18 protein-coding genes and 4 pseudogenes are annotated in these 23224 nt (G+C 45.9%); 17 read left to right on the top strand and 5 right to left on the bottom strand.

Features of this window, described 5'->3' with window-relative positions; translation table 11 throughout:
- Positions 1 to 49 precede the first annotated feature (49 nt).
- The 4 genes and pseudogenes from W03_RS07585 to W03_RS13535 all read right to left on the bottom strand — a co-directional run.
- Complete coding sequence (locus W03_RS07585) at positions 50 to 1177, bottom strand: bifunctional diguanylate cyclase/phosphodiesterase (protein WP_279600023.1); 1128 nt, start codon at positions 1175 to 1177, stop codon at positions 50 to 52.
- On the bottom strand, positions 1158 to 2222 hold the full coding sequence (locus W03_RS13385) for a diguanylate cyclase domain-containing protein (RefSeq protein WP_279600022.1): 1065 nt from the start codon (positions 2220 to 2222) through the stop codon (positions 1158 to 1160). The genes W03_RS07585 and W03_RS13385 overlap by 20 nt, the downstream gene beginning before the upstream one ends.
- A gap of 410 nt (positions 2223 to 2632) precedes the next feature.
- On the bottom strand, positions 2633 to 3493 hold the full coding sequence (locus W03_RS07575; RefSeq protein ID WP_244072393.1) for an MBL fold metallo-hydrolase: 861 nt from the start codon (positions 3491 to 3493) through the stop codon (positions 2633 to 2635).
- 261 nt (positions 3494 to 3754) lie between these two features.
- A pseudogene (locus W03_RS13535) lies at positions 3755 to 3883 on the bottom strand (IS3 family transposase); the annotation flags it as partial.
- A gap of 372 nt (positions 3884 to 4255) precedes the next feature.
- On the opposite strand from W03_RS13535, the gene W03_RS07560 reads away from it, so the two are divergent.
- The 14 genes and pseudogenes from W03_RS07560 to W03_RS07495 all read left to right on the top strand — a co-directional run bounded on the left by W03_RS07560 (position 4256) and on the right by W03_RS07495 (position 18407).
- Positions 4256 to 4837 carry a sugar O-acetyltransferase gene (locus tag W03_RS07560; RefSeq protein ID WP_244072392.1) on the top strand — a complete coding sequence of 194 codons (582 nt, stop codon included), beginning with the start codon at positions 4256 to 4258 and terminating at the stop codon, positions 4835 to 4837.
- A gap of 300 nt (positions 4838 to 5137) precedes the next feature.
- On the top strand, positions 5138 to 6754 hold the full coding sequence (locus tag W03_RS07555; protein WP_244072391.1) for a hypothetical protein: 1617 nt from the start codon (positions 5138 to 5140) through the stop codon (positions 6752 to 6754).
- A gap of 261 nt (positions 6755 to 7015) precedes the next feature.
- On the top strand, positions 7016 to 8341 hold the full coding sequence (locus tag W03_RS07550; protein ID WP_244072390.1) for an alkaline phosphatase PhoX: 1326 nt from the start codon (positions 7016 to 7018) through the stop codon (positions 8339 to 8341).
- Between the two features lie 763 nt (positions 8342 to 9104).
- A pseudogene (locus W03_RS07545) lies at positions 9105 to 9248 on the top strand (IS1595 family transposase); the annotation flags it as partial.
- Positions 9249 to 9320: 72 nt separating this feature from the next.
- Positions 9321 to 10349, top strand: coding sequence for an IS1595 family transposase (locus W03_RS07540; RefSeq protein WP_244070736.1), 1029 nt, complete (start codon positions 9321 to 9323; stop codon positions 10347 to 10349).
- Positions 10350 to 10733: 384 nt separating this feature from the next.
- Positions 10734 to 10904, top strand: a pseudogene (locus W03_RS07535) (IS1595 family transposase); the annotation flags it as partial.
- Between the two features lie 108 nt (positions 10905 to 11012).
- Entirely contained in the window at positions 11013 to 11723 is a 711-nt protein-coding gene (locus W03_RS07530; RefSeq protein ID WP_244072389.1) for a DUF4126 domain-containing protein, read from the top strand.
- A gap of 102 nt (positions 11724 to 11825) precedes the next feature.
- A complete protein-coding gene (tnpA, locus tag W03_RS07525) occupies positions 11826 to 12269 on the top strand; it encodes an IS200/IS605 family transposase (protein ID WP_244072388.1) in 444 nt (147 codons plus the stop codon).
- A 277-nt stretch (positions 12270 to 12546) separates the two neighbouring features.
- The gene (locus W03_RS07520) at positions 12547 to 13590 is read left to right on the top strand and encodes an IS110 family transposase (protein WP_244070393.1); all 1044 of its coding nucleotides are present in this window, start codon (positions 12547 to 12549) and stop codon (positions 13588 to 13590) included.
- A gap of 521 nt (positions 13591 to 14111) precedes the next feature.
- Entirely contained in the window at positions 14112 to 14318 is a 207-nt protein-coding gene (locus W03_RS07515) for a hypothetical protein (RefSeq protein WP_244072387.1), read from the top strand.
- A gap of 129 nt (positions 14319 to 14447) precedes the next feature.
- Positions 14448 to 15557 (top strand): S-(hydroxymethyl)glutathione dehydrogenase/class III alcohol dehydrogenase, encoded by a 1110-nt coding sequence (locus W03_RS07510; RefSeq protein WP_244072386.1) that lies wholly within the window; start codon positions 14448 to 14450, stop codon positions 15555 to 15557.
- 62 nt (positions 15558 to 15619) lie between these two features.
- The gene (locus W03_RS07505; RefSeq protein WP_244072385.1) at positions 15620 to 16018 is read left to right on the top strand and encodes a VOC family protein; all 399 of its coding nucleotides are present in this window, start codon (positions 15620 to 15622) and stop codon (positions 16016 to 16018) included.
- 223 nt (positions 16019 to 16241) lie between these two features.
- Entirely contained in the window at positions 16242 to 17072 is an 831-nt protein-coding gene (fghA, locus tag W03_RS07500) for an S-formylglutathione hydrolase (protein ID WP_244072384.1), read from the top strand.
- 18 nt (positions 17073 to 17090) lie between these two features.
- Positions 17091 to 18407 (top strand): NAD(P)/FAD-dependent oxidoreductase, encoded by a 1317-nt coding sequence (locus W03_RS07495; protein WP_244072383.1) that lies wholly within the window; start codon positions 17091 to 17093, stop codon positions 18405 to 18407.
- 185 nt (positions 18408 to 18592) lie between these two features.
- Here the strand turns inward: W03_RS07495 and W03_RS07490 are convergent, their stop codons facing one another.
- A complete protein-coding gene (locus W03_RS07490) occupies positions 18593 to 18790 on the bottom strand; it encodes a hypothetical protein (RefSeq protein ID WP_244072382.1) in 198 nt (65 codons plus the stop codon).
- A 274-nt stretch (positions 18791 to 19064) separates the two neighbouring features.
- On the opposite strand from W03_RS07490, the gene W03_RS07485 reads away from it, so the two are divergent.
- The 3 genes and pseudogenes from W03_RS07485 to W03_RS07475 form a co-directional block, all read left to right on the top strand.
- Positions 19065 to 21146 (top strand): bifunctional diguanylate cyclase/phosphodiesterase, encoded by a 2082-nt coding sequence (locus W03_RS07485; RefSeq protein ID WP_244072381.1) that lies wholly within the window; start codon positions 19065 to 19067, stop codon positions 21144 to 21146.
- On the top strand, positions 21143 to 22402 hold the full coding sequence (locus W03_RS07480) for an ABC transporter substrate-binding protein (RefSeq protein ID WP_244072380.1): 1260 nt from the start codon (positions 21143 to 21145) through the stop codon (positions 22400 to 22402). The genes W03_RS07485 and W03_RS07480 overlap by 4 nt, the downstream gene beginning before the upstream one ends.
- 282 nt (positions 22403 to 22684) lie before the next feature.
- A pseudogene (locus W03_RS07475) lies at positions 22685 to 23206 on the top strand (IS3 family transposase); the annotation flags it as partial.
- Between the last annotated feature and the right edge of the window lie 18 nt (positions 23207 to 23224).

Raw genomic sequence — 23224 nt, 5'->3', positions numbered from 1 at the left:
AAAAAACTTCTATATATACATGCGTTTGACGCTAAATTGACAGCATATTTCACAAATATTTTTGGCATATGGCTTCTGCAGACGAGGGCTTTCCAAAATAATAACCTTGTGCATAATCGCATTGAAGTCGAGATAAAATATTCAACTGATCTACATTCTCAACGCCTTCAGCAGTAACTTTGTAACCTATGCCATGTGTCATGGTGATGATAGAACTAACTAAGTGCTGACTCTGTGTATCGGTTGTTAGATTTTTGATGAAGCTGCGGTCGATTTTAATCATGTTGAATGGATATCGGTTTAAGTAGCTTAATGAGGAATAACCCGTACCAAAATCATCCATAGTTATCATTATGTCGTACGCTCTGAGCCGGGTCAGTGTATCAAATACATGTGAATTTTTACTCATTAATAGTCCTTCGGTAATTTCGATTTCCAAACTATTAGCACTGAGTTTGTGTTTTGCCAGTGTGGTTTCAATCATACTGAACAATGATGGATCGTAAAATTGGCGTGGCGAAAAATTAATTGCCATCTTTAATGGTTGGCCTTGCATCTTCTGCCAGATTGAAAGTTGCATCAATGCTTGATCCAAAACAAATTCACCGATCTGAACGATTAGATTAGTTTGTTCCGTTAAGGGAATAAATTCATCTGGCGGAACTTCACCTAATTCTGAATTATGCCAGCGTGCTAACGCCTCAAATCCAATTAATTTTCTTGAAGCGATGTCAATTTGAGGCTGATAAAATACCTTTAATTCGTGAAGCTGCAAAGCCTTATTAAGCTGTTCTTCGAGCTTTACTTGATATTCAGCTATTTGATTCATCGATTTTGTATGGAATGTATAGGTATTTTTGCCATTTTGTTTGGAATGATACATTGCCGTATCTGAGTTTTTAATCAAAAGCGACGGAGTGTCGCCATCTTCAGGATAAATGGCAATTCCCATGCTTACAGATATCAGGAAATTGCGATTCCTAATTTGACAACCTTTGCTGAATAAATCACTAATTCTGATCATTAGCTGTTGAATAGACGAAATATCACTCGTATTTTTCATCAAGATGATAAATTCATCCCCCCCAAATCGACCCAGTGTATCGCTTGTACGGAGGATGGTATTTATCCGACCAGCGATATTAACGATCAATTCATCACCACTCTCGTGTCCCATGGTATCGTTGATTTTTTTTAAAATTATCAAAGTCGAGAAAAATAACAGCTACTTTTTGCCCATTCTTTTGAGCATCTTCGATTAGTTGGTTTAACCGATGAATAATCAGCCTACGGTTTGGTAATCCAGTTAACTGATCGAATAATGCAAGCTGGCGGAGCTTGTCTTCATGTATTTTTTGTTCGGTGATGTTTTCTCGGATCAGCAGATAGTTATTGGGGCTTCCAGATCTATCCAGAATACTGCTGATTCGTATATGTTCCCAATGTTGGCAGTTGTTCTTATCCAGATTTTGAATTTCCCCTTCCCAATAATTATTGGCAAGTAATTCGCGTCGGATAACTTCTTCAGTCAAGTTAGAAATTTGATTTTTTAATAATCTCTCCAGCATCTTATCAGATGCTTCATTATTGAAAGACATAGGTAATTCTTCAAAACATTGGTTGGTGTAGATAATATTCAGTTCCATATCAGTGATGGCAATAGCATGGGGACTTTGTTCCAATGCTTGCAACATGATATTAAGTTTTTCATTGGCTGTATGCGCTTCTTTCGCGTAATAATTTTTCTGGTAAATGGTTTCCAGTCCATAAAGTACGCTTTGTTGGAAGCGCTTTAATATTTGAAAGTATTGTTGACAATAGGCGTTTTCCTTATTATCGAGTATGCAAATAGTTCCAAAGATTTCTCCGTGAGGCCAAGTAAGCAGCAAGCCACAGTACGAAATCATGCCAAGGGTAATTTCGGGATTTTCTTTCCATTTGGGATCTTTAAGTGCATTGGGGATTAGCAGCTCATTTCGCGTAGTCATGACAGTTTCGCAATAATGATTCATATCTAAAGGTGATTTTACACCTCGTCGAAAAACATTCTCCTTATTGCCGCTTGCAGTAAATACTTCAAGGTCTCTTGCGTGGACTCGCATAATGAGCGCAGTAGGTATCAAGAAAATTTCAGCCATAAGATTTACGGTTTCTTGCCATGAATTGAACATCAATTCAGGAACTTCCAGGTCGTCTATAATAGGGTACTTGGATATCGACATGGAGCCTCCTCACATAAAATACGATTCATTATCATGATTGATTATCAACGGTAGAATAGCCATTCTCGCCTAGCTCCATTGTACACATTGATGAAAATAATGCTGCGGTTAATGATCAGTAGCCTGTACAATTTTCGCAGCAGTATTATGCATATCTACTCGCTCCTTAAACACATCGATTCCATTTTTGACAGCATGCCTCAAGTCTTCGTAGATCAACCATTGAAGGGAACAATCCGTCCAGATGTTGCATAAGGGAGGAAACCTCTTCTGAAAAAGAGAAAATTTCACTTTCTACCAAAATGACGTGTAACAACTGTCATTTGGATATTTCTCTCATTAGTCAAAACCCAATTTACGCAGTTATGCAGAGGCCTTTAGAATGAAGCAATATCCCTGGAAGATTCTGATTAAATAAGGTTGATTGGTATTTTGAAATACGCAACGCCATTTTTTTCGACCGGCGGTAATTTTCCGGCCCTGATGTTTACTTGGATCGAGGGTAATAACAAATTGGGCATCTCTAACGTGACATCGCGTTTATTACGCATTGTTACAAACTCATCCTCTTTGATGCCATGATGTACGTGGATGTTATGAGCAAGTTGTTGTGCAACTGTGCTTTCCCATTCGGCAGAGCGATTGGCGGGCGGGTAATCATGGCACATCAATAGCCTTGTTTCCGGTGGGAAAGCCAGTAATTTTTGAATAGACCTGAATAACTGACATGCATTGCCGCCCGGAAAATCGGCGCGAGCAGTGCCAATATCCGGCATGAAAAGTGTGTCACCTACAAAGATGGCATTGCCAAATTGATAAGCCATGTCAGCAGGTGTATGACCTGATACGGAGATAGCTTTAGCTGTTAATTTACCCACCTGGAATAATTCGCCATCAGCAAATAGGTGATCAAAATCATGGCCATCCGTAACAAACTCTTCGCCCATGTTAAAGATCGCTTTGAAGGTTTTCTGAACGATAGGGATATTATTACCAATAGCAGTTTTGCCACCCAGTTTATTCTTAAGATAATCTGCAGATGATAGGTGATCTGCATGCGCATGTGTTTCAAGTATCCATACCACAGATAATTGTTGTTGATTAACAAATTCAATCAGTTTATCGGCTGAGCGGGTGCTTGTTCTACTTGATTTTGGTTCGTAGTCCAGAACTGGATCAATAATAGCGCAACTTCCCTTTGGCTCATCAAAAACAACGTAGCTTATCGTCCACGTTGCCGAATCAAAGAATGCTTTAATGAGAGGTATCATTTTTGATTTCCTGTTATTCAACGAATTTTTATAAGAGCTGAAATCGTTGCCGAAAGAGAAGAATAGTGAGATTACTAACTAAAAAATGCACTCCAAACTACTTTGACAATCAAGCCAATTGCAACACTAATTGAATCGCCCCGGTCTGGAGACTATTTGCCTTGAGTTAAACCGCATTAACTGACACCCTTAGTTGGCGATAATATGCCATTTCAAATTCTGCTGGTGGAATATTTCCAATCGGCTCCAGTAACCGGCGATTGTTAAACTAATCCTAGATGCAATCGATTTGATCGCAGACCATTGCGATTTATGCTCTTTTTGCTGGACGAATACCAACCTAACCGCTCGTTCCCGTATTTCCGGTGAATAACTGACTTCTGGGGTCAGTTCAATACCGGGGCGATTCATATCAACTTAAGTGCAGTATGAATGGTAAGAGTAATTGTTATGATAATGCCGTTTGTGAGAGCTTCTTTCATATGTTGAAAACAGAACTAGTATATCGGGGCAGTATAAAACGCGTAATCAAGCAAGGCGTTCAATTTTTTGGTATATCGAGGCGTATTACAATCGCATCAGGCGATACTTTGGTATTGATTGCATGAGCTCGGTAAACTACGAGCGATATGCTTTGAAAAATAATCTATTAACACGCCGTTTCCTTGAGGGCAGATCAAAGTTACCGGGTACATATACACCCCATGTTTCGATATACTAGAACCGGATAATTTTCAACATTAAGTATCGTATCTCACCTGCATGAGTATTCCGAGCGAGCGCGAAAAGATGGTTGGTGGTCAACTCTATGACCCAATGGATCCGCAATTGATCGCGGACCGGTTACGCGCCTGTATGCTTTGCTACGAATTTAACAATTTGCCGCCTGGAGCAATTGCAAGAGCAACCGCCATACTTGAAGAACTCATGGATGCACACGAATCCGTCACGATCAATGCGCCGTTTCGCTGCGACTATGGATACAATATTCACATAGGTCGGAACACTTTCCTGAATTACGACTGCGTCATTCTTGACATTGCTGCTGTGAAGATCGGAAGCAATGTGCTGTTGGGACCTGGTGTTCATGTATATGGCGCAACTCATCCGATGAATGCAGCCGAGCGATACAAGGGGATTGAGTCGGGGAAGGCTATATCTATTGAAGATCATGTCTGGGTTGGCGGCAGGGCAGTCATTTGTCCTGGAGTTACCATCGGTGCTGGTTCTGTAATTGGCGCGGGAAGCGTTGTTACACGGAATATTCCTGCGAGTGTCTTTGCTGCTGGGAATCCGTGCCGGGTCATACGTACCCTCGAAGCAGGAACAGAAGAGGCATTATAACTTCTAGTTCTTCGCTCAATTGACCTGCTATAAAAGATAGCGAGATTCTTTCTTCCAAATCACAGATTCGATAGAAATACAAGTCTGCTTACTGCATAAACTATCAATGAATTCCACTTTTTATTCCAGACAATCGCTATTTACCAGCGTTCGATGTGTTTAATAGGCACTTTAATGCGATAGACAATCAATAAAACCCGTGAAAAGATAGGTGACACTGACATATAAGCGTCACATGATTGTCATGTTGCTTTGTTACATTGACTCACCCTAAATATAACAACTGGAGGTGAGTCAGTCATGTTTGAGTTAAAACGAATAAAATCGAAAGTAGTAACATCGTCCGCAGTTTTATTAAGCGCAATTGCTTTCAATACACACGCAGCAACGGCTACTTATGATCCGGCAACGGGCCTGGTGGATATGCCGGTAATTGAAGTGCTCGGCGACGGAGCGTCGACCTTTTATCATGCGCAACTAGAATTAGTTGGCGGTCAATTGCAATTGGTAAGTGCGCAGCCTATTGCTGCGGTTACTGGGCAACGTAATGTATACGACGGTGATACTCAGTCTGTGCATATCCAAGAGGTGGAAGTGGGTGCGGACAAGTTTTACGTCAAATTAAAGTATGTTCCAGGATCCAATCCTATGAGTTTCAGCATTGACCAATTGGCGAATAATGCTTTTGGAGGCTGTCCCACTTTTGCGCAACAAGGGCCGACGGCAAATTCTTGTATTCTGAGTGGTACGATTACTTCGGATGCTACTCTGACAAAGAACATCGAGTGGTTGTTACAGGGGCCTGTATTTGTCGGTGGCGATAATGCACAAAGCGCCACTTTGACGATCAATCCAGGAACCAAAGTGGTCGGCATGCCAGGACAAGGTGATCAATCCTCTTATCTTTGGATTCGAAGGGGTTCAAAAATCATGGCAGAAGGTACGCCCGATAATCCTATCGTGATGACCGGATCAACGGAACAATCTGCCGGAGATTGGGGTGGATTTCTGATTTCTGGCAATGCGCCGGTGAATGGTTGTAATGACGGCGTGCCTTTATGTGAAATTCCATATGAAGCGGTTGTTTCAGAATTATTTGGCGGTAACAATCCTGCTGACAACAGCGGTGTTATGAAATATGTGCAGATTCGTTTTGCTGGTACTGCTGTGCGCCCAGATGAAGAACTCAACGGTTTTACGTTAAATGGCGTTGGTTCTGGAACGGTGATTAATTATGTCCAAGTGCATGAAGGTTTGGATGACGGTATCGAGATTTTCGGCGGTACGGCGCAAATGAAACACTTGGTGATCACCAATGCTCAGGATGATTCTTTGGATTGGGCCAGTGGCTGGAAAGGTAAAGCACAATTTGTTTTGATTAAACAGAACCCCAATGTAGGTGACCGTGGAATCGAAGCAGACAATAACGAGAAAAATCACGACAGCCTTCCAAAAACGCAACCGATTTTGTCGAATCTAACCATTATCGGTCGTTCTGGTGAGTCTGCTACACAAGGCATATTGTTGCGCCGTGGTACTGGCGGTAATATTTTGAACGCGGTGATTGTAGGCTCTCCGGTCTGCTTAATGATTGATAGTCCAGCTACCTTTATTGGCGCAGGTGCTCCAGGAGCCTTATCCGGTACATTAACCATGCAAAACTCATATGTGAACTGTGCGGTCAATTATCAAGAGGGTGAAGGTGCCACATTTACTGTTGAAAACTGGTTTACTTCGCAGTCAGGCAACCATGCTGCTGATCCCGTGTTGAGCGGTTATTTGCCGACAGCCGGTTCACCATTGACGTTAGGGGGCATAGCGGTTAACGATCCGTTCTTCACGTTGGTTGATTATATAGGTGCATTCAAGGACCAAAATGATGATTGGACTCAAGAATGGACTTTTCCCTTCAATTAAAAGTATTAACGTAACGTACCACGTTGTAGATAAGTAGTTCTCTCATTGTAGCCTCAATCGCTGGAACTTCCCCGGTTTCAGCGATTTTTTTGAACGTCACTGCGGTTCGAAGCCGCTGACGCAAAAATATCACAAAAGATTCATTTTGCTGACATCAGAAATTCATATAGTAACGCTAGAGTAGCTATGAGGAAAAAGCCCATGGTGCTTACTTATCCTTCTCTTTTTTCAATGCGATTGCGAACTTATCGGAGAAAATTCATGAAGAAGTCAATTTTAGCGTTGCCCGCTTGCATAGCGCTGACAACAATGGTTTATGCAGATGCAGTATTTGTAAATGGCCCGATGAAATTCCGGCCAATAGCTGCTTCCGCTTACGAACAAACAACATCGGACCCAGCAATTCTCAACAGTAAGCCTTGGGTGATTCCGAAAGGATTCACGCAACGCATTATTTCTGATGAATCGGATCTAGATATCTACCCAAATTCTGGCGATTGGACTGACATGAATACCGTCAACGAAACCGGAAAGCACGCTGGTAGATATCTTTATCGTACTCACGAAATGCGCCCTGGAGCAGAGCCTTTCTTAGGAGGTGCAGTTTCAGTTGTGGATTTGAAAACAGGAAAGGCAAAAATTCTTGCTCAGCGTACCGATTGGGAAGCACTCGATGGTCTTGTGTGGACACCTTGGAGATCCATCCTGTTTGCTGAAGAAACCATTACTGCACAATTCCCAGACCCTGATGCACCCAGAGCACAAAGTGGCATGCTGTATGAAATGAAGTTTGAAAAGGATGCGCCAACCGAGATCAAGGAAATTAAAGTACGGCCAATGTTGGGATCATTAGCGCATGAAGGCATTGAAGTTGATGAAGAAGGTAATGTGTACGTCATTGACGAAGATCGAAAAGGATCGATCTATAAATTCGTTCCAGACAGTTATGGTGATCTGAGCAGTGGCCAATTGTATGCGCTACGGGTTAAAAATGGAATGAAAGTCGGTCAGGCTGAGTGGATAGCTTTGGACATGAATCAGGTTCAGATTAATGCCAGAGTGGCTGCTCAAGAAGTCAATGCGACACCTTTCTGTCGCCCAGAAGATTTAGAACGTATTCGAAATACATTATATGCTGCACTGACTTGCGAAGATGCCACAGATCCTAATAACATCGATGGCCCAGGAGCCATACTTGCAGTCAAGTTAGGAGTTACGCCTAAAGTGAGTTATTTTGTGCAGCCCGGTGTAAATGTTCCTTTCGAGATCAAGCCAACGAATACAGTCCGCGGCGTGACTGGATTCAAGCGTCCAGATAACTTGGCCTATGGTCCGGATGGCAAATTATGGATTGTTGAAGATAATGACAACAGTGACATTTGGGTTGCAATGCCTGATGAAGACGGAGATGGATACAGTGATGGCGTGCATTTATTTGCATCGTTAAAAGACAAATCGGCTGAAGGTACGGGCATTTATTTTGGTAAGGATCCGCATACGTTGTTTGTAAACATTCAGCATTCAGGAACAGGTAACGATAAAACCATTGCGATTACACACAAATCCTATTACCAATCTAGAGATTGATGGAGATATTTGCAAAACCATTATTTTCCATTGCAAATTCTATAAATTCTGGTAGTTTTTTTGCAAGAAACCAAGAGATAAAGGCGCTATGGCGCCACTTCTTGGTTTAGGCGGTAAAGCGATTATGCTGTAACTGCCACAAAGTCAACAATCTGTTTTTTAAAACCATACCCTGAAACTTGTTTCGATTTTGGTTTTATCAAGCAATATTGATCGCAGCTTGCCATCATGGCAATTGGCAGTCATGGTTTCAACGGTATCGATTCTTAATCGATCAATCGGCTCATCTGGTTAAAAAAATTTTAAGTTCGTCAATGGCATGAAACAATAAACGAAAATCAGGGACAAGTCGTCGTTTTATTCTCCGTACACTGCATTTGATTATTTCTCACACAGAATTAGAGGTTGCCGGTTGCTCATATCGGATTCAGTAATTGTCAGTTTTATCAAGTTGATTTCGTTTCTTTCATAACCTGACCTCATATAAACCACCTAAGCAAAATAGAACGTCATTAATTTGAAAGCATGGCGTGTTTGGCTATGCTTATTCATTATTTTAAGAATCTTCAGGAACGAAATCCCATTAAAAAGATCTTTTTATTAAGGGATTTATAGGATGTTTTTACTATTAACTTTCTGACAACTAGACTATTTGGGAGTTTTTATGGTGTGGTAGAGTGATCAATGGTCAATGAAATAGCCCAGAAAATCAATATGTCCAGGCTATTCATTGATTTACTAACTTATAAAAATAAAAATAAAAATGACTACCAAAAATAAATACTATTTCCGCTCTCGAATCAAAGAAGCAAAATTTCGTAAGCTTGTACGTTGCTATGCATTGGATCTAACTGCAACAAAAGCTGCGCAGTTAACGCGCATTTCTGTACGGTCGGTTAATACAATTCGTGCTTATCCGGTTGTCTCCCAAGCCCACTACCGGTAGTATGTTGAGCATCTGCGCCAACCTGAGGTGGTCATGGTTATCGACGTGCTTGAGCGAGACGATTTGCCGTTCCCTCGCTCGCTTCCTGATTTTCAGCGACTGTTCCCGAACGAAGCGGCCTGCGCGGCCTATCTTGAGCGCGCCCGATGGAGCGACGGATTCGTTTGTGACTACTGCGGCACACTCGGAGAGCCTTATCGCTTCGCCAATCGCCCCAGCGTTTGTCGGTGCCGTCACTGCAACCGAGACACGAGCCTCACTGCGGGCACCGTCATGGAACGCACCCACACACCTCTCTCCGTATGGTTCTGGGCAGCCTACTTGGTTGCCAGCCAAACACCCGGTATGTCTGCTGCCCAATTCCAGCGGCAACTCGGGCTGTCGCGTTATGAGACTGCTTTCCAGATTCTCCACAAACTGCGGGTCGGCATGGTGCGTCCCGACCAAGATCGGATTGGTGGCAACCCCTTCGATGCCGTCGAGGCCGATGAAACCTACGTCGGAGGACGTACTCGCGGCAAGGGTCGAGGCGTTCACGACATGGTTCTCGTCGCCGGTGCGGTCGAGGTTAAACAGCGCAAGCACGGTGGCAGCCTCAATAAGCGGAGGACTGGGCGTTACGCCGGACGTGTTCGGCTCGCTGTGGTGCCAGACCGCAGTGCCAAATCGTTGGGCGGTTTCATTGAGCGCGTCGTTACGCCAGGCGCCACCATCATTACCGATGACTGGAGCGGCTACGCGGCGCTTGAAAAGCGAGGGTATCTTCATACCGCCGTTGCGGAACGTGGCGACATGCAAGTTGCCGAAACTTTTCTGCCCATCATTCACCTCGTGTTCTCCAATCTCAAAACATGGTTACGTGGCATTCACCACGGCGTCAGCCCGCAACACCTGCAAGCCTATCTCAACGAATTCACGTTTCGATTCAACCGCCGTTTCTACCCTTTCAACGCATTCCGTTCCCTGCTTGGCATTGCTGGTGATGTCACTGCGCCGACGTATGCTGAACTTTATACAAAAAAATCACGGCCCACTACTACATCTAGCTACCTTGGGAGTTAACCGGATAAGCACGATACAATTTATCTTAAGATACGCCAGCGTATCAAAGAAAACAATGAAATTCTATATCAGAGTGCTACAGACATACATGCGGATTTGACGAAAATACCGGCCATGCCATCTCAGTCGATTGATAATAACGCTAATTTATTAGGTGTTTACGGGATTCTAAAGCAACAAAATGATATTTTTACAGTGATTCTTCCTTCTCAAGTGGAATCTGATATAAAACTGCTAGAATCCGATAATGTTGCCTCGAAGGAGGGTGTTATTAAGCAACTGGGGTTAAGTGGTTATGAGGCTTTGATTGGTGTATACCAAGGTATGCGTATGCAATTGTATCAGCTTCATTCTGTCGATAGTAATCGTGCTCAGACGGGTGAAAATGATATAGAATCCTTCTGGGTTTATACCAAACAACGATTAGCAAAATTCAACGGAATACCGATGCAAACATTTTTTTTGCACTTAAAAGAAACGGAGTTTCGTTTTAATCACCGTCATGATGACCTGTATGACGAACTGCTTAAAATATTGCGTGCCAATCCACTCTAATGTATTGCTGGATTAAATCTAAGGTGGTTAGCGATATTTCCATATTTCCTGTGTTATCGATTTCTAATTACAATATGCTCAGAATCAATATCCGATATTCATAGAATTATGGAAAGTTATGAGGCCTTGATGGCTACGCTTGCATTGATGCTTGGAAGCTCATGGGCAAGCGGTATTAATATTTATGCAGTGATTGCCATTTTGGGGTTGGGTGGTTCTACCGGTCATATTGATTTGCCTAGCGAACTGTCCGTACTACAAGATCCTCTGGTAATTGGTGCGGCAGCGGTTATGTATGTTGTTCATTTTTTCGTGGATAAAATCCCAGGTGCTGATACGGCTTGGGATACCATTCACACTTTTATTCGTATTCCTGCCGGTGCAATGCTTGCTGCTGGAACGGTGGGTGATACCACGCCAGCATTAGAGGTTGCCGCAGGACTCTTGGGGGGGAGTGTTGCCGCTACTACACACGCTACAAAATCGGGTGCGCGTGTAATGATAAATACTTCTCCAGAACCCGTATCTAATTGGTCTGCGTCTTTGACAGAAGATGTTTTGGTGCTTTCTGGGATGTGGGCTGCTTTAAATCACCCAGAAGTTTTTTTGATTTTATTTGTCATTTTCATGGGATTTTCGGTGTGGGCATTACCAAAATTATGGCGGTTCATCAAATTATTATTGAATAAACTGGCAAAATTTCTTGGTGTCAAAACATCACCTATTGCTGCAAATGACACGCCACTATCGACGCAAGCTCATGAGAGTAAATCATTACAAACGTCCAAACAGTTGACAAAACGCACTGATTCAGAATGATGTTAGAAGGTCTTTGCACGGTCATCTTCTCGATTATAGGATCTGGCGTTTTAATCTCTACCGGGTTTAATTCCTCGCCGCTTGGGGGCGTAAAATATTTGCGTGAGCGAATATATACATAAGTGGGATAACGTAACAACGTTGCTTTATCACCTGGTATTTCCGGCGAAATATCGTCGAGCTGTGTTCGATGATGCTGTAGATAAGACACTGCGAGATGTTTGTCTTGAACTGGAGAAGCGCTACCAGTTGAAATTTCTGGAGATTGAAACAGACGAAGATCATGTTCATTTTTTAGTGCAAAGTGTTCCTTCATATAGCGTAACGAAACTGGTAACAGTAATTAAGAGCAATACAGCAAGTGAAGTATTTCGCTTGTGTCCTCATGTCAAAAAGCGACTCTGGGGCGGTGATTTTTGGAGTGATGGCTATTTTGCGAGTACTGTTGGTCGTCATGGTGATGAACACACGATACGGAACTATGTTAAGGGACAAGGGAAAGAGTATCAAAAACTACATGAAGATAGGCAACTTGCACTTTTCTAACTTCCCACATATCACAGCTCTGATACCTCGCCCCTTGGAGCGGGGTCATTCATTAAGGACAATTTTTCACAGATTGCTAGGGCAATCATGACATGATGGCGAATCTGGTAAGACCGTAAATAGCTTAACCTTAACGAGACCTGGCACTTCGAGTGCGCTGCAATCTAAACCAATTCATCATCAACAATCGAATCCCTTGCAAATTGTGGGCAATGGAATGGACTCCTCCCTCCAGGAAGGGGTACGGTAGTATCTTTAACTAACCGAGGAGACCAAAATGAAACAAGTTGCTGTAATAGGAATTGATCTTGCCAAAAACGTTTTTCAAATACATGGCACTAATCCGTCAGGATTTACTGTCCTGAAGAAGAAGCTCTCTCGCAGACAGATGATTGAATTCTTCACACAACTTTCCCCATGTCTGATCGGCATGGAAGCTTGCTCGTCTGCCCATTATTGGGGCAGATGCCTATCGGATATGGGACATACAGTACGATTGATGCCACCTCAGTTTGTCAAGCCTTATGTCAAAACCAACAAGAATGATGCTCGTGATGCGGAGGCAATTTGCGAGGCAGTGACACGTCCGAATATGCGTTTTGTACCGATCAAAAGTGAGGAACAGCAAGCAGTGCTTGTGTTACACCGCGTACGTGCCGGCATCGTCAAACAACGCGTTGCACTCGGCAACCAGATTCGTGGCCTATTGGCTGAGTTCGGCATCACTATTCCGCGGAGCTTCAAGCAGCTCAATACACGGCTGATACAGATCATCAGTTCACAAGATAGCCAAATACCCAGGGATCTCAATGTAATGTTTTCCTCACTCTTTCAGGAGCTGACCAATCTCACTTGCCGGATCAAGGTATTCGATAAGCAGATCGAATCGCATCTTCGTAGCAGCAAGGAATGTCAGCGTATCCTGCAGATCGAAGGAGTAGGTCCGCTGACTGCTACGGCTGTAGTGGCATCGATTGGCGATATCCAGAACTTTAAGAGCGCCAGCCAGTTCGCAGCCTGGCTTGGGCTGGTTCCGCGACAAAATTCCAGCGGCGGCAAAACCCAGTTGCAGGGCATCAGCAAACGCGGCGATATCTATCTGCGTTGCCTGCTGGTGCATGGTGCTCGTGCAGCCCTGAGCTATGCTAAACGTATCGACAAGCTCAACAGTTGGCAACAGGCAATGCTGCAACGAAAGACTCTCAACAAAGTGGTGGTGGCGATGGCACACCGAACGGCAAGGCGTATCTGGGCGGTACTTACTAACGACTGCGCTTATGACCCGAGTTATCCACAGCGACTTGTCGCTCAGCACTATTGAGGGTGCAGCGTCAAGCCACCATGGATAACTCTAGACAACATTAGCATACGGTATTGGCTTGCCACCAATATTAGGGTAAATAGAGGTATGCTACAAACGTAATAGATTTCTTTGATTTGCAGTGTGATTTCGAGTGATGGTAAAGCGGGTACATCCGCAGCTGGGAAGCCTGATACATGGACAGTGGCTTATGATCACGAGTGGGCGATGAGGCCCCAGCAGCGAATTTCCATCAAGGTCAGGGATATAATAAACAGATCCCATTACAGGCCGGATATACGAGTGCAAGTGCTTCAGCTAAAACCTCATCAAAAAATCTCACACAAAACGGAGGAGTCCATATACGTCCATGTAAGGTCTCTCATCAATCTACCAGCTATGGCTGGCTTGTGATGCCATCTGATACAGCTCAAAATGATACTGCCTAGGTCGTGTCGCTATTATGGAATTCGAATTTTTTGCAGCAGAGCCGGCGGTTTAACTTTAAAACGGTATCAGCAACTATCGAGTAGTATTGAGTATTGAGTATTGTAGTATTGTACGGTGACGTGCCAAGTGGAGCGGTGTTCGATACTACTCAATCCGCGAGAAAAGAAGCAAGTACTGCAAGTGCCTATGTGAGTGGTGTTATTTTGTGGTTCTTCAGCGGCTTATGGTTGTTCGCGGAGTATCAATGGCTTGATGGTTACGGTTCTAGAAAGTTATTTGCGGGAAGGGTTTCCCGGTAGCGAAATTAGAAACGGTTCACAGAATAAGTCGATTAACGAAATCGCCTCTATCGTTCGATCCTATCTGCGGTAGAGGCATCAAGATGCCCTCGATGAGGGTAGATAATTAGCTAAAAAGGAAGCAATATCATGAAATCACGTGCAGCAGTTGCCTTCGAGCCTGGAAAACCGCTGAAAATCATCGAAATTGATGTTGAGCCGCCGCGCAAGGGCGAAGTTCTCATCAAGATCACGAATACCGGCGTTTGCCATACCGACGCTTTCACCTTGTCGGGCGATGACCCAGAAGGTCTTTTCCCGGTCGTGCTGGGTCATGAAGGTGCGGGCATTGTCGTGGAAGTGGGCGAAGGCGTGACCAGTGTGAAACCTGGTGATCACGTCATTCCGCTCTACACCGCCGAATGCGGCGAGTGCTTGTTCTGTAAGTCCGGCAAAACCAATCTGTGTGTCGCGGTTCGCGCGACCCAAGGTAAGGGATTGATGCCCGACGGGACAACTCGTTTTTCATACAACGGCCAGCCACTTTACCACTACATGGGCTGCTCGACCTTCAGCGAATACACCGTGGTGGCCGAGGTATCGCTAGCCAAGATCAATCCGAATGCCAATCCTGAGCATGTCTGCCTGCTGGGTTGCGGTGTGACCACCGGCATCGGCGCTGTTCGCAACACGGCCAAGGTGCAACCGGGTGACTCGGTGGCCATCTTCGGTCTCGGCGGCATCGGTCTCGCTGCGATCCAAGGTGCACGTCAGGCCAAGGCGGGTCGCATCATTGCCATCGATACCAATCCGGCCAAGTTCGAACTGGCCCGCACATTCGGCGCGACCGAATGCCTGAACCCCAAGGACTTCGACAAGCCGATCCACGAGGTTCTCATCGAAATGACGGGCTGGGGTGTTGATCACACTTTCGAGTGCATTGGTAACGTCAACGTGATGCGCTCGGCGTTGGAAGCTGCTCATCGGGGCTGGGGTCAGTCGATCGTCATCGGTGTTGCCGGTGCAGGCAAGGAAATCTCGACCCGTCCGTTCCAGTTGGTCACTGGCCGGGTCTGGAAGGGCTCGGCTTTCGGTGGCGTCAAGGGACGCACCCAACTTCCCGGTATGGTGGAAGACGCAATGAAAGGCGAGATCGATCTCGCCCCGTTCGTTACCCACACCATGGGTCTCGACGATATCAACAAAGCCTTCGATCTGATGCACGAGGGCAAATCGATTCGCACAGTGATCCACTACTGATCCATAGGCCACTCTAATCATCCATTCTCAACATCAAACACTAAGCATAAAGGAGACCAATCATGTCCAATCCAGTTATCTCCGGTGACGGCGCTTTCTCGCACGTTTTTATCGGCGCCATCGACGTTCAGAAGTCGGCCGCGTTCTACGACGCCGCTCTGGGTGTCCTTGGTATCAAGAACCTCGGTCCTTTCAACAACGGCTGGGTGCTTTTCGGTCGTGAGAAACCTGCTTTCATCATTGCCCGTCCTGGCAACGGTGAAGCACCTTCTAGCAATGGCGTAACGATCGGCTTCGCTGCCGCAACTCCCGCCGAAGTAGATGCATTCCATGCCGCCGGCCTTACCGCAGGCGGCACTGACGAGGGTCAGCCTGGTCCGCGTGGTCACTTGCCGGGTGCTTATGCGGCCTACCTGCGTGATCCGGCGGGTAATAAGGTTTGCTCGTACACCTTCGTCTGAAAACACAGGCATTGAGGCGTTCTGAAAGGGCTGGCACACGCGCCTATACCGATTGTTGTTTACGACATTGGGTACCGGTCACGGCGATTCTGGTGCCTATATAGTGATTGGTAGGTCGTGTACAGGATTGAGCACGCCCGCGACACGGAAGAGAAATTTTTTTGACGGATTGCCGTCCTGGCGCGCGATTGCAGCGCTGCTCGTTTTAATACAGGAGAACAACATGGAACGCGTCGAACATCACGCCAGCTTTGATGGTTGGCAGGACGTCTACCAGCATGAATCCACGGTGCTTAGTTGCACGATGAAGGTCGGTGCCTATCTGCCACCGCAGGCACGGCACAGCAAAGTACCGGTGTTGTACTGGCTGTCGGGCCTCAGCTGTACCGAACAGAATTTCATCACAAAAGCCGCAGCCCAGCGCTATGCGGCCGAACATGGCGTTGCCGTCGTCGCACCCGATACCAGTCCTCGTGGCGAAGGCGTTGCCGATGATTCTGGCTATGATCTTGGACAGGGGGCGGGTTTCTACGTCAATGCAACACAAGATCCTTGGGCTGCGAATTATCGGATGTATGACTACGTCGTGCAGGAATTGCCGGCACTGATAGAAGCCAATTTTCCAGTGACGGCGGAACGAAGCATCAGCGGTCACTCCATGGGGGGGCACGGTGCTCTGGTTATCGCCTTGCGCAACCCGGGCCGCTATCGAAGCGTCTCAGTTTTTTCGCCGGTCGTCGCTCCCACTCGGGTTCCTTGGGGGCATAAGGCCTTCGAGGCTTACCTGGGTAGCGATCGGGAAACATGGAAGCAGTACGACACTGTGGAGTTAATCCGCACTGTGCAGGAGCGTTTGCCGCTGCTGGTGGATCAGGGTTTGGACGACGAGTTCTTGGAGCGCCAGCTTCAGCCCGATCTACTGCGCAAGGTCTGTGACGAGATAGGGCATCCGCTCACGTTGAATCTGCGCCCAGGCTACGACCACAGCTATTACTTCATTGCCAGCTTCATTGGCGAGCATATGGCATACCATGCATCGGCGCTGAAACGTTGAACGAGAGGAGATCAGGTCATGGAGACCACTAAAGTTCGGCATCACGTCGTCATCATCGGAGCGGGCTTCGGCGGGATCGAGGTTGCCAACCAGCTTGCGGGTGCCGAGGTCGATGTGACGATCATCGATCGGCGCAACCATCACTTGTTTCAACCGTTGCTTTACCAGGTTGCAGGAGCGTCTCTCTCGACATCGGAGATCGCCTGGCCTATCCGCTATCTCTTTCGCAATCGCCCGGAAGTGAATACTTTGATGGCGGAAGTGGAAGGTATCGACCAGGACACGCGCGAGATCATTCTGGACACTGGATCACGGCAAATTTACGATACTCTCGTGCTCGCGACAGGCGCTACCCATGCCTATTTCGGACATGACGAATGGGGTGCTTTCGCACCGGGGTTGAAGACGTTGGAAGACGCTGTGACCATTCGAGGCCGCATCCTCATGGCTTTCGAGGAGGCTGAGCGCACGAGCGATCCTCAGCAGCGTGCCGCGCTACAGACCTTCGTCATCATCGGTGGTGGCCCCACTGGGGTTGAATTAGCCGGAACCATCGCTGAGCTTACACGAGACACGCTGGCGCATGACTTCCGTTCAATCGACCCGAGCACGTCGCGTGTTGTACTGATCGAGGCTGGTCCGCGTCTGTTGTCCGCTTTTCCGGAGGAACTTTCGGCCTATACGCGCCAGGCGCTTGAGAAGCTCGGAGTCGAGGTCGTACTTGGTACTCCGGTTACCGAATGCTCGGCGGACGGCGTGGTGTATGGTGGCCAGTCCCTTTTGGCCAAGATCATCATCTGGGCCGCCGGGGTTCAGGCGTCCCCAGCGGCCCGCTGGTTGGATGTGGAGTCTGATCGTGCTGGCCGAGTGATCGTTGGCCCTGACCTGACGGTGGCTGGTCATCCGGAGATCTTCGCCATCGGCGATACGGCCTCATGCGCCATGGCCGACGGGAAGCTTGTACCGGGCATCGCCCCGGCAGCCAAACAGCAAGGTAGGTACGTCGCCAACCTCATTGGACGGCGCTTGAAGGGAAAGCCCGTTGACGAACCCTTCAAATACCAGCACCAGGGAAACCTGGCAACCATCGGCCGCAGCTTGGCAGTTATTGACATGGGACGGGTGAAGTTGCGTGGTGCCTTTGCGTGGTGGGTCTGGAAGCTTGCGCATATCTACTTTCTGATCGGTGCGCAAAATCGCCTCAGTGTCGCCTTGAACTGGGTATGGAATCATAGCATCGGTTACCGTGGCTCTCGCATCATCATGCAGGCAAGCACCGACAAACGCCGTACATCAGCGTCCACGACGCTAGATAACTCCGGTTCCCTGGATTGAAGTGCCGATGTTACCGGGTCAACTATCAGAGATGTCAGGAAGATGAACTTGAACGATCTATTCGCGGCGAAATCTAGAGCCTGTTAACACTATCTAAGAGCTCCGCGATAAGAACGAAATAGGTGAATGAGAGGGAGTGATATTTAATTGAAGGTATCACGAATTTTGTGTAAACGGTGCTTGTATCAACTTGCGATTTCCCGTGGTCTTACCACGGGGTCGTTTATTTCTTGCGCTTGTTGCTTGACACACCGCTGCAGATTCTTCTCACTCGTATCAACCCTTGGACTGCTTGCAATAGTGTAGCCGCGCTCAGTAACCAGTGATACAGCTTCCTTCTTGAATTCCTCTGGATAGAGACTTCGCTTTCCTGATTCTTTCATCCTTCACCTCGCTAGTTAATAGTAAGCTCTCTTAACAAGGTATCTGGTTTTATTGAACCACAACAGTATCGTCAAACCTCATAAGAGTTGAACAATGTTACCTCTTATGAAATACTTGGCACTTACTTTTATTAACCACTTTGTAAGTAATCCTGCGTTTTCTTACAACTAAGGTTAGTTTTATGTTGTATCCATGAATCGAGGGTGAATCTAATTCTAATTGCTTGCGAGCATTGAAAAACAATTCAACCAGGTTTGGTTTATCGATAGATCAATGAAAAAGATAAGCAAGACAGGAGAAAATATTTCCTCGAATCACGAAACATCTCTATCGATCCGAAGAATTACTTCAAAAATTCGCACCTTGATGATCACGTGGATGCTATTGCTTTCCATGATCAGCACGGTTGACTTCTTTCTATATCGTCATCTCATCAACGCCAAGAGCGAAACCTCACATTTAGTTAAGCAGATAACGAAACAAAAAGAAAGTTTCACTCGTATCTCGCAAATACTTGTCATGCTCTTAACGGCATTCCAAAGGGAAGAAAGGCCCAGCTATCTCATCAAACAAGGGCAAGAGGAGCTTGGCAAGCTAGCCGAGGAAGTTTCATCGCGGCAACTGCATATTGATCAACATCTTAACAAACTCAATGAATTATCGTTCCCAATGATAGCTTCGGATTTTTTATTGCCGGATCTGGACGGGTTGAGGACAACTATTGACAGACTAACTGTCAATTTAAGCCAATTGAGAGAAGTCGACCCTAAATTAATCGAATGGCGATTTTCCTTGTGGGCACCCATTATCAAAGATCTCGCCCCCGATGGCATCATGCAGCAGCAATTGGGTGCCTACTTAACTTTACTGAATAAACGGTCTTTTTTATATATCGAAAGTTTAAATAAGTTAAATCGTATCAACTTGATCGGAAGCTTCGTCCTGCTCGCAATGCTTTTCTTCAGTTCAATCAGACCGCTGCTTCAAAAATTGAAAAACGAGCACGCCAAACTGGAGGCTTATCAAAATAAGTTACTGGACTTGGCTTTGCTCGACCCGCTGACAAACATTGGAAACCGACGCGCCTTTCTCTCATTTTACGAAGAGAAAGTGAAAGAGTCGCCTCGCGAGTGGATAATCCTGCTGATCGATTTGGACGAATTCAAGTCCACTAACGATGTTTATGGTTATACCGCGGGTGACTCCTTGTTACATCACGTTGCCCAAGCTATCCGTTCTCAATTCTCCAAAGGCTCTTATTCCTACCGTTTGGGTGGAGACGAATTCTTATTGTTGATTGATCGAAATGAAAATAAAATAGATGTCGATGAATATCTATTGAGTTTATCGTCGGTCTTGTCGTCACCGGCGCTGTTCAACGGGATTGAAATTCCATGTCACGTATCTATCGGGGGATTCATTAAGCATCCTGATCTACGTGACAGCGCCGAGAACGCTCTGAGCAAAACCGATTTCGCTCTGCGGTCAATCAAGAAGAACAAAAAAGGACATTATTACATCTACAGCAAGAGCGATTCCTCGACGAAAGCCGCCAGAGAAGTCAAAGCACAGCAACTGCTATCGGCCATTCGAAAAAGCGATATCATCCCCTGTTATCAACCCATCGTTGATCTGACCACATTTCGGATCGTCGGATTTGAAACATTGGCGCGATGGCGAACGGACAACGGCCTGATAGCCGCGGGAAGATTCATAGACATCATTATTGATTTCCAGTTGGAGTATGCGCTCACGGAAACCATTCTAAAACAAGTCGGCAATCATCTCAATCGATTGTCCAACTTACCTTTGCAGGGTTTTAGGCTACACGTAAATATGCCACAATGCTTCCTTGTCGATAAGCGAATGATCAACAAAATAATGACGTTAACAGGCACACGGGATTTAAGTTGGCTAAGTATCGAAATTCTGGAGCATGTATTTTTTCAGCGTTCTCACGACACCGTCATAGACAACTTGAATGAATGCATCCAGCTAGGTGCCGAGGTGGCCTTAGACGACTTCGGCACGGGATATGCATCGCTCGTTCACTTAAGAAATTTTCCCTGCAATGTAATAAAGATCGACAAATCGTTCGTACGAGACATGATTAACGATGTCAATGCGGGAAAAATCGTTAACAGTATAGTAAATCTGGCTCACACGCTAGGGATGTCGGTCGTGCTCGAAGGTATTGAAACTCCCGAACAGTGCAAGTCATTTTCAGGATCAAGTGGTCTATATGGCCAAGGTTATTATTTTTCCGAAGCTATGGAAATCGATTCGTTAATACAAGCGCTTCCTGACATGGAGAAGCGCTGGTGCGCACGCGCTACTCTAAGGAAAACACAATGACTCTTTCTCCCAGAGCCGTCGCGATGATCATGTTGCTGATGTTTTTGTGGTGCACCCCACCATTCACGCCATTCTCCAATGCGGAGGCTGCTAAAGAATCGCCAGTAGTCGATCTTCTTCATTTTTGGATATCCCCGGGCGAGATAAGCGCCCTCAATACTATTTCCGCCCAAGTAAAGAACCGGGGTGGTATTTGGTATTCGTCCAGCGAAGCGGACTACCAGCACATGAAACGGGATCTACTCATGCGTTTCGCCGCAGGTTTTCCACCAACAGCCGTGCTATTGCTAACTGGTGAGGATATTACCCACCTCTACAATTTAGGTATTACCTATCCATTGAATAAAGTAGTTGAACAACAGCAATGGCAATCTTTCATGCATGACTTCGTCATGGATTTGATAACAGTCGGTAATCGAGTAGTCGTTCAACCCGTAACGATACACAACGAGAACTGGGTGTGGTACAACGCGGAGTTATACCGAAAATTCAAATTGAAACCACCGAAAAACTGGGACGAATTGCTAAAACAAGCGCAGCTATTTCATGAGCACAACATCACTCCTCTTGCCATCAGCGACGATCCATGGACGACTCGGTTTTTGTTTTCGAATCTTGTGGCCAGCATCTTGGGTCGTTCAGGTTATCAGAGACTCTATAAGGAACAGGATCTCAGCGTTCTTTCATCGAAGGAATTTCAGCGTCTTCTCGATATTCTCTATCAACTTCGTCACTACCGCCCCTCGCCTGGACTAATGAAATCTTGGAGCGACGCGACCAAGTTCGTAATGGATGGAAAAGCCGCAATGCTGGTCATGGGAGATTGGGTGCTCGGTGAATTTGTTGCGGCTGGATTGACGGTGAATCGCGATTATCTTTGCGCTCCAGTACCAGAATCGGACGGACAATTTATCATCGCGCTCGATTCGATAGCCTATCCGCGGCTAACGCAGCCATCCTTGATTGACGGCCAAGCCCTCATGCAGGCATTTCTGCTTGATCGTCAGCAGCAAGTCACATTCGCGAACCACAAAGGCTCAACGCCAGTGCGCAAGGATGTCAGCGCCAGCGAATTGCTACCATGCATCAGGGACCGGTATGCCTCGCTGGGTATTCCTTCTAAACGGATTTTCTCCACAAGAATTACCATGAAAGAACATTTGCGAACAAAATTGCAGCATACCATCGCCGAGTTTTGGTACAGCGATAACATGACAAAAGCACAGCTGCTAGAGAAACTGCTTGATTTGAAATGAAGTATGCTGATTTTCATGGAGTCCTAAGTTTCATAAAATGAGGGGATGAAATGGAGGATAAGAATGGAATTACCGCGTACACAGTATAATCAGGAAGTTTCGTAAGGAATCAGTTAAGTTTTTCAAAGCAAGTGGATTGACGTTGGTTGAAGCGGCAAAGCGACTGTCATTACCCAAGGGGACGCTAAAGAGCTGGGTTTATGCTGACGGGGAGAACTCGCTGCGGTAGGTAAGTGTCAGAAGGTGCTGACTGAAGTTGAACTAGAGCTATCCAGAGTGAAGCGGGAATTTACTATTAGAGCACCCGGTAAAGTATGGTTCAGTGACATGACTTACATTCCTACCGATGAAGGTTGGTTGTACTTAGCTGGCGTAAAAGACCATATTTAATGGCGAGTTAGTGGGCTATGCGATGAATGAGAGAATGACAAAGAGTCTGGTTATGCAAGCATTATTTCGTGCAGCTGCAAGTAAATATCCAAATCAGGGACTCATTGCTCATTCAGATCGAGGTAGTCAATACTGTGCACATGATTACCAGAAGCTATTGCAACAATTTGGCATGACCGCATCCATGAGCCGCAAGGGTAACTGCTATATAATGCGCAGATGGAAAGCTTCTGGGGGATACTCAAAACCGAACTGGTGCATCACCGGAGATTCAAAACACGCCAACAAGCCATTGCTGAGATTACCGAATATATCGAAATATTCTATAACCGACAGCGCAAGCAAGAAAAATTGAGCTATTTATCGCCTGTGCAATTTTCGCAGCAGTACCATGCAAATCTACGCACTGCCTAAACACATGGACCCCATTTT

Source organism: Nitrosomonas sp. PY1 (genome assembly GCF_022836435.1).
In the GTDB taxonomy this organism is placed as follows: Bacteria; Pseudomonadota; Gammaproteobacteria; order Burkholderiales; family Nitrosomonadaceae; genus Nitrosomonas.
Note: the sequence above shows the minus strand (reverse complement) of the source record. Positions and strands in the feature narration are given on the sequence as shown.

What these genes read in the sequence shown, in the direction of transcription:
- W03_RS07560 (WP_244072392.1), top strand. Translation starts at nt 4,256, where the DNA reads ATGAGTATTCCGAGCGAGCGCGAAAAGATGGTTGGTGGTCAACTCTAT.
- W03_RS07520 (WP_244070393.1), top strand. Translation starts at nt 12,547, where the DNA reads ATGAAACAAGTTGCTGTAATAGGAATTGATCTTGCCAAAAACGTTTTT.
- W03_RS07555 (WP_244072391.1), top strand. Translation starts at nt 5,138, where the DNA reads ATGTTTGAGTTAAAACGAATAAAATCGAAAGTAGTAACATCGTCCGCA.
- W03_RS07550 (WP_244072390.1), top strand. Translation starts at nt 7,016, where the DNA reads ATGAAGAAGTCAATTTTAGCGTTGCCCGCTTGCATAGCGCTGACAACA.
- W03_RS07585 (WP_279600023.1), bottom strand. Translation starts at nt 1,177, where the DNA reads ATGGGACACGAGAGTGGTGATGAATTGATCGTTAATATCGCTGGTCGG.
- W03_RS07495 (WP_244072383.1), top strand. Translation starts at nt 17,091, where the DNA reads ATGGAGACCACTAAAGTTCGGCATCACGTCGTCATCATCGGAGCGGGC.
- W03_RS07575 (WP_244072393.1), bottom strand. Translation starts at nt 3,493, where the DNA reads ATGATACCTCTCATTAAAGCATTCTTTGATTCGGCAACGTGGACGATA.
- W03_RS07510 (WP_244072386.1), top strand. Translation starts at nt 14,448, where the DNA reads ATGAAATCACGTGCAGCAGTTGCCTTCGAGCCTGGAAAACCGCTGAAA.
- W03_RS13385 (WP_279600022.1), bottom strand. Translation starts at nt 2,222, where the DNA reads ATGTCGATATCCAAGTACCCTATTATAGACGACCTGGAAGTTCCTGAA.
- W03_RS07490 (WP_244072382.1), bottom strand. Translation starts at nt 18,790, where the DNA reads ATGAAAGAATCAGGAAAGCGAAGTCTCTATCCAGAGGAATTCAAGAAG.
- W03_RS07480 (WP_244072380.1), top strand. Translation starts at nt 21,143, where the DNA reads ATGACTCTTTCTCCCAGAGCCGTCGCGATGATCATGTTGCTGATGTTT.
- W03_RS07485 (WP_244072381.1), top strand. Translation starts at nt 19,065, where the DNA reads ATGAAAAAGATAAGCAAGACAGGAGAAAATATTTCCTCGAATCACGAA.
- W03_RS07530 (WP_244072389.1), top strand. Translation starts at nt 11,013, where the DNA reads ATGGAAAGTTATGAGGCCTTGATGGCTACGCTTGCATTGATGCTTGGA.
- W03_RS07540 (WP_244070736.1), top strand. Translation starts at nt 9,321, where the DNA reads ATGGTTATCGACGTGCTTGAGCGAGACGATTTGCCGTTCCCTCGCTCG.
- W03_RS07505 (WP_244072385.1), top strand. Translation starts at nt 15,620, where the DNA reads ATGTCCAATCCAGTTATCTCCGGTGACGGCGCTTTCTCGCACGTTTTT.
- fghA (WP_244072384.1), top strand. Translation starts at nt 16,242, where the DNA reads ATGGAACGCGTCGAACATCACGCCAGCTTTGATGGTTGGCAGGACGTC.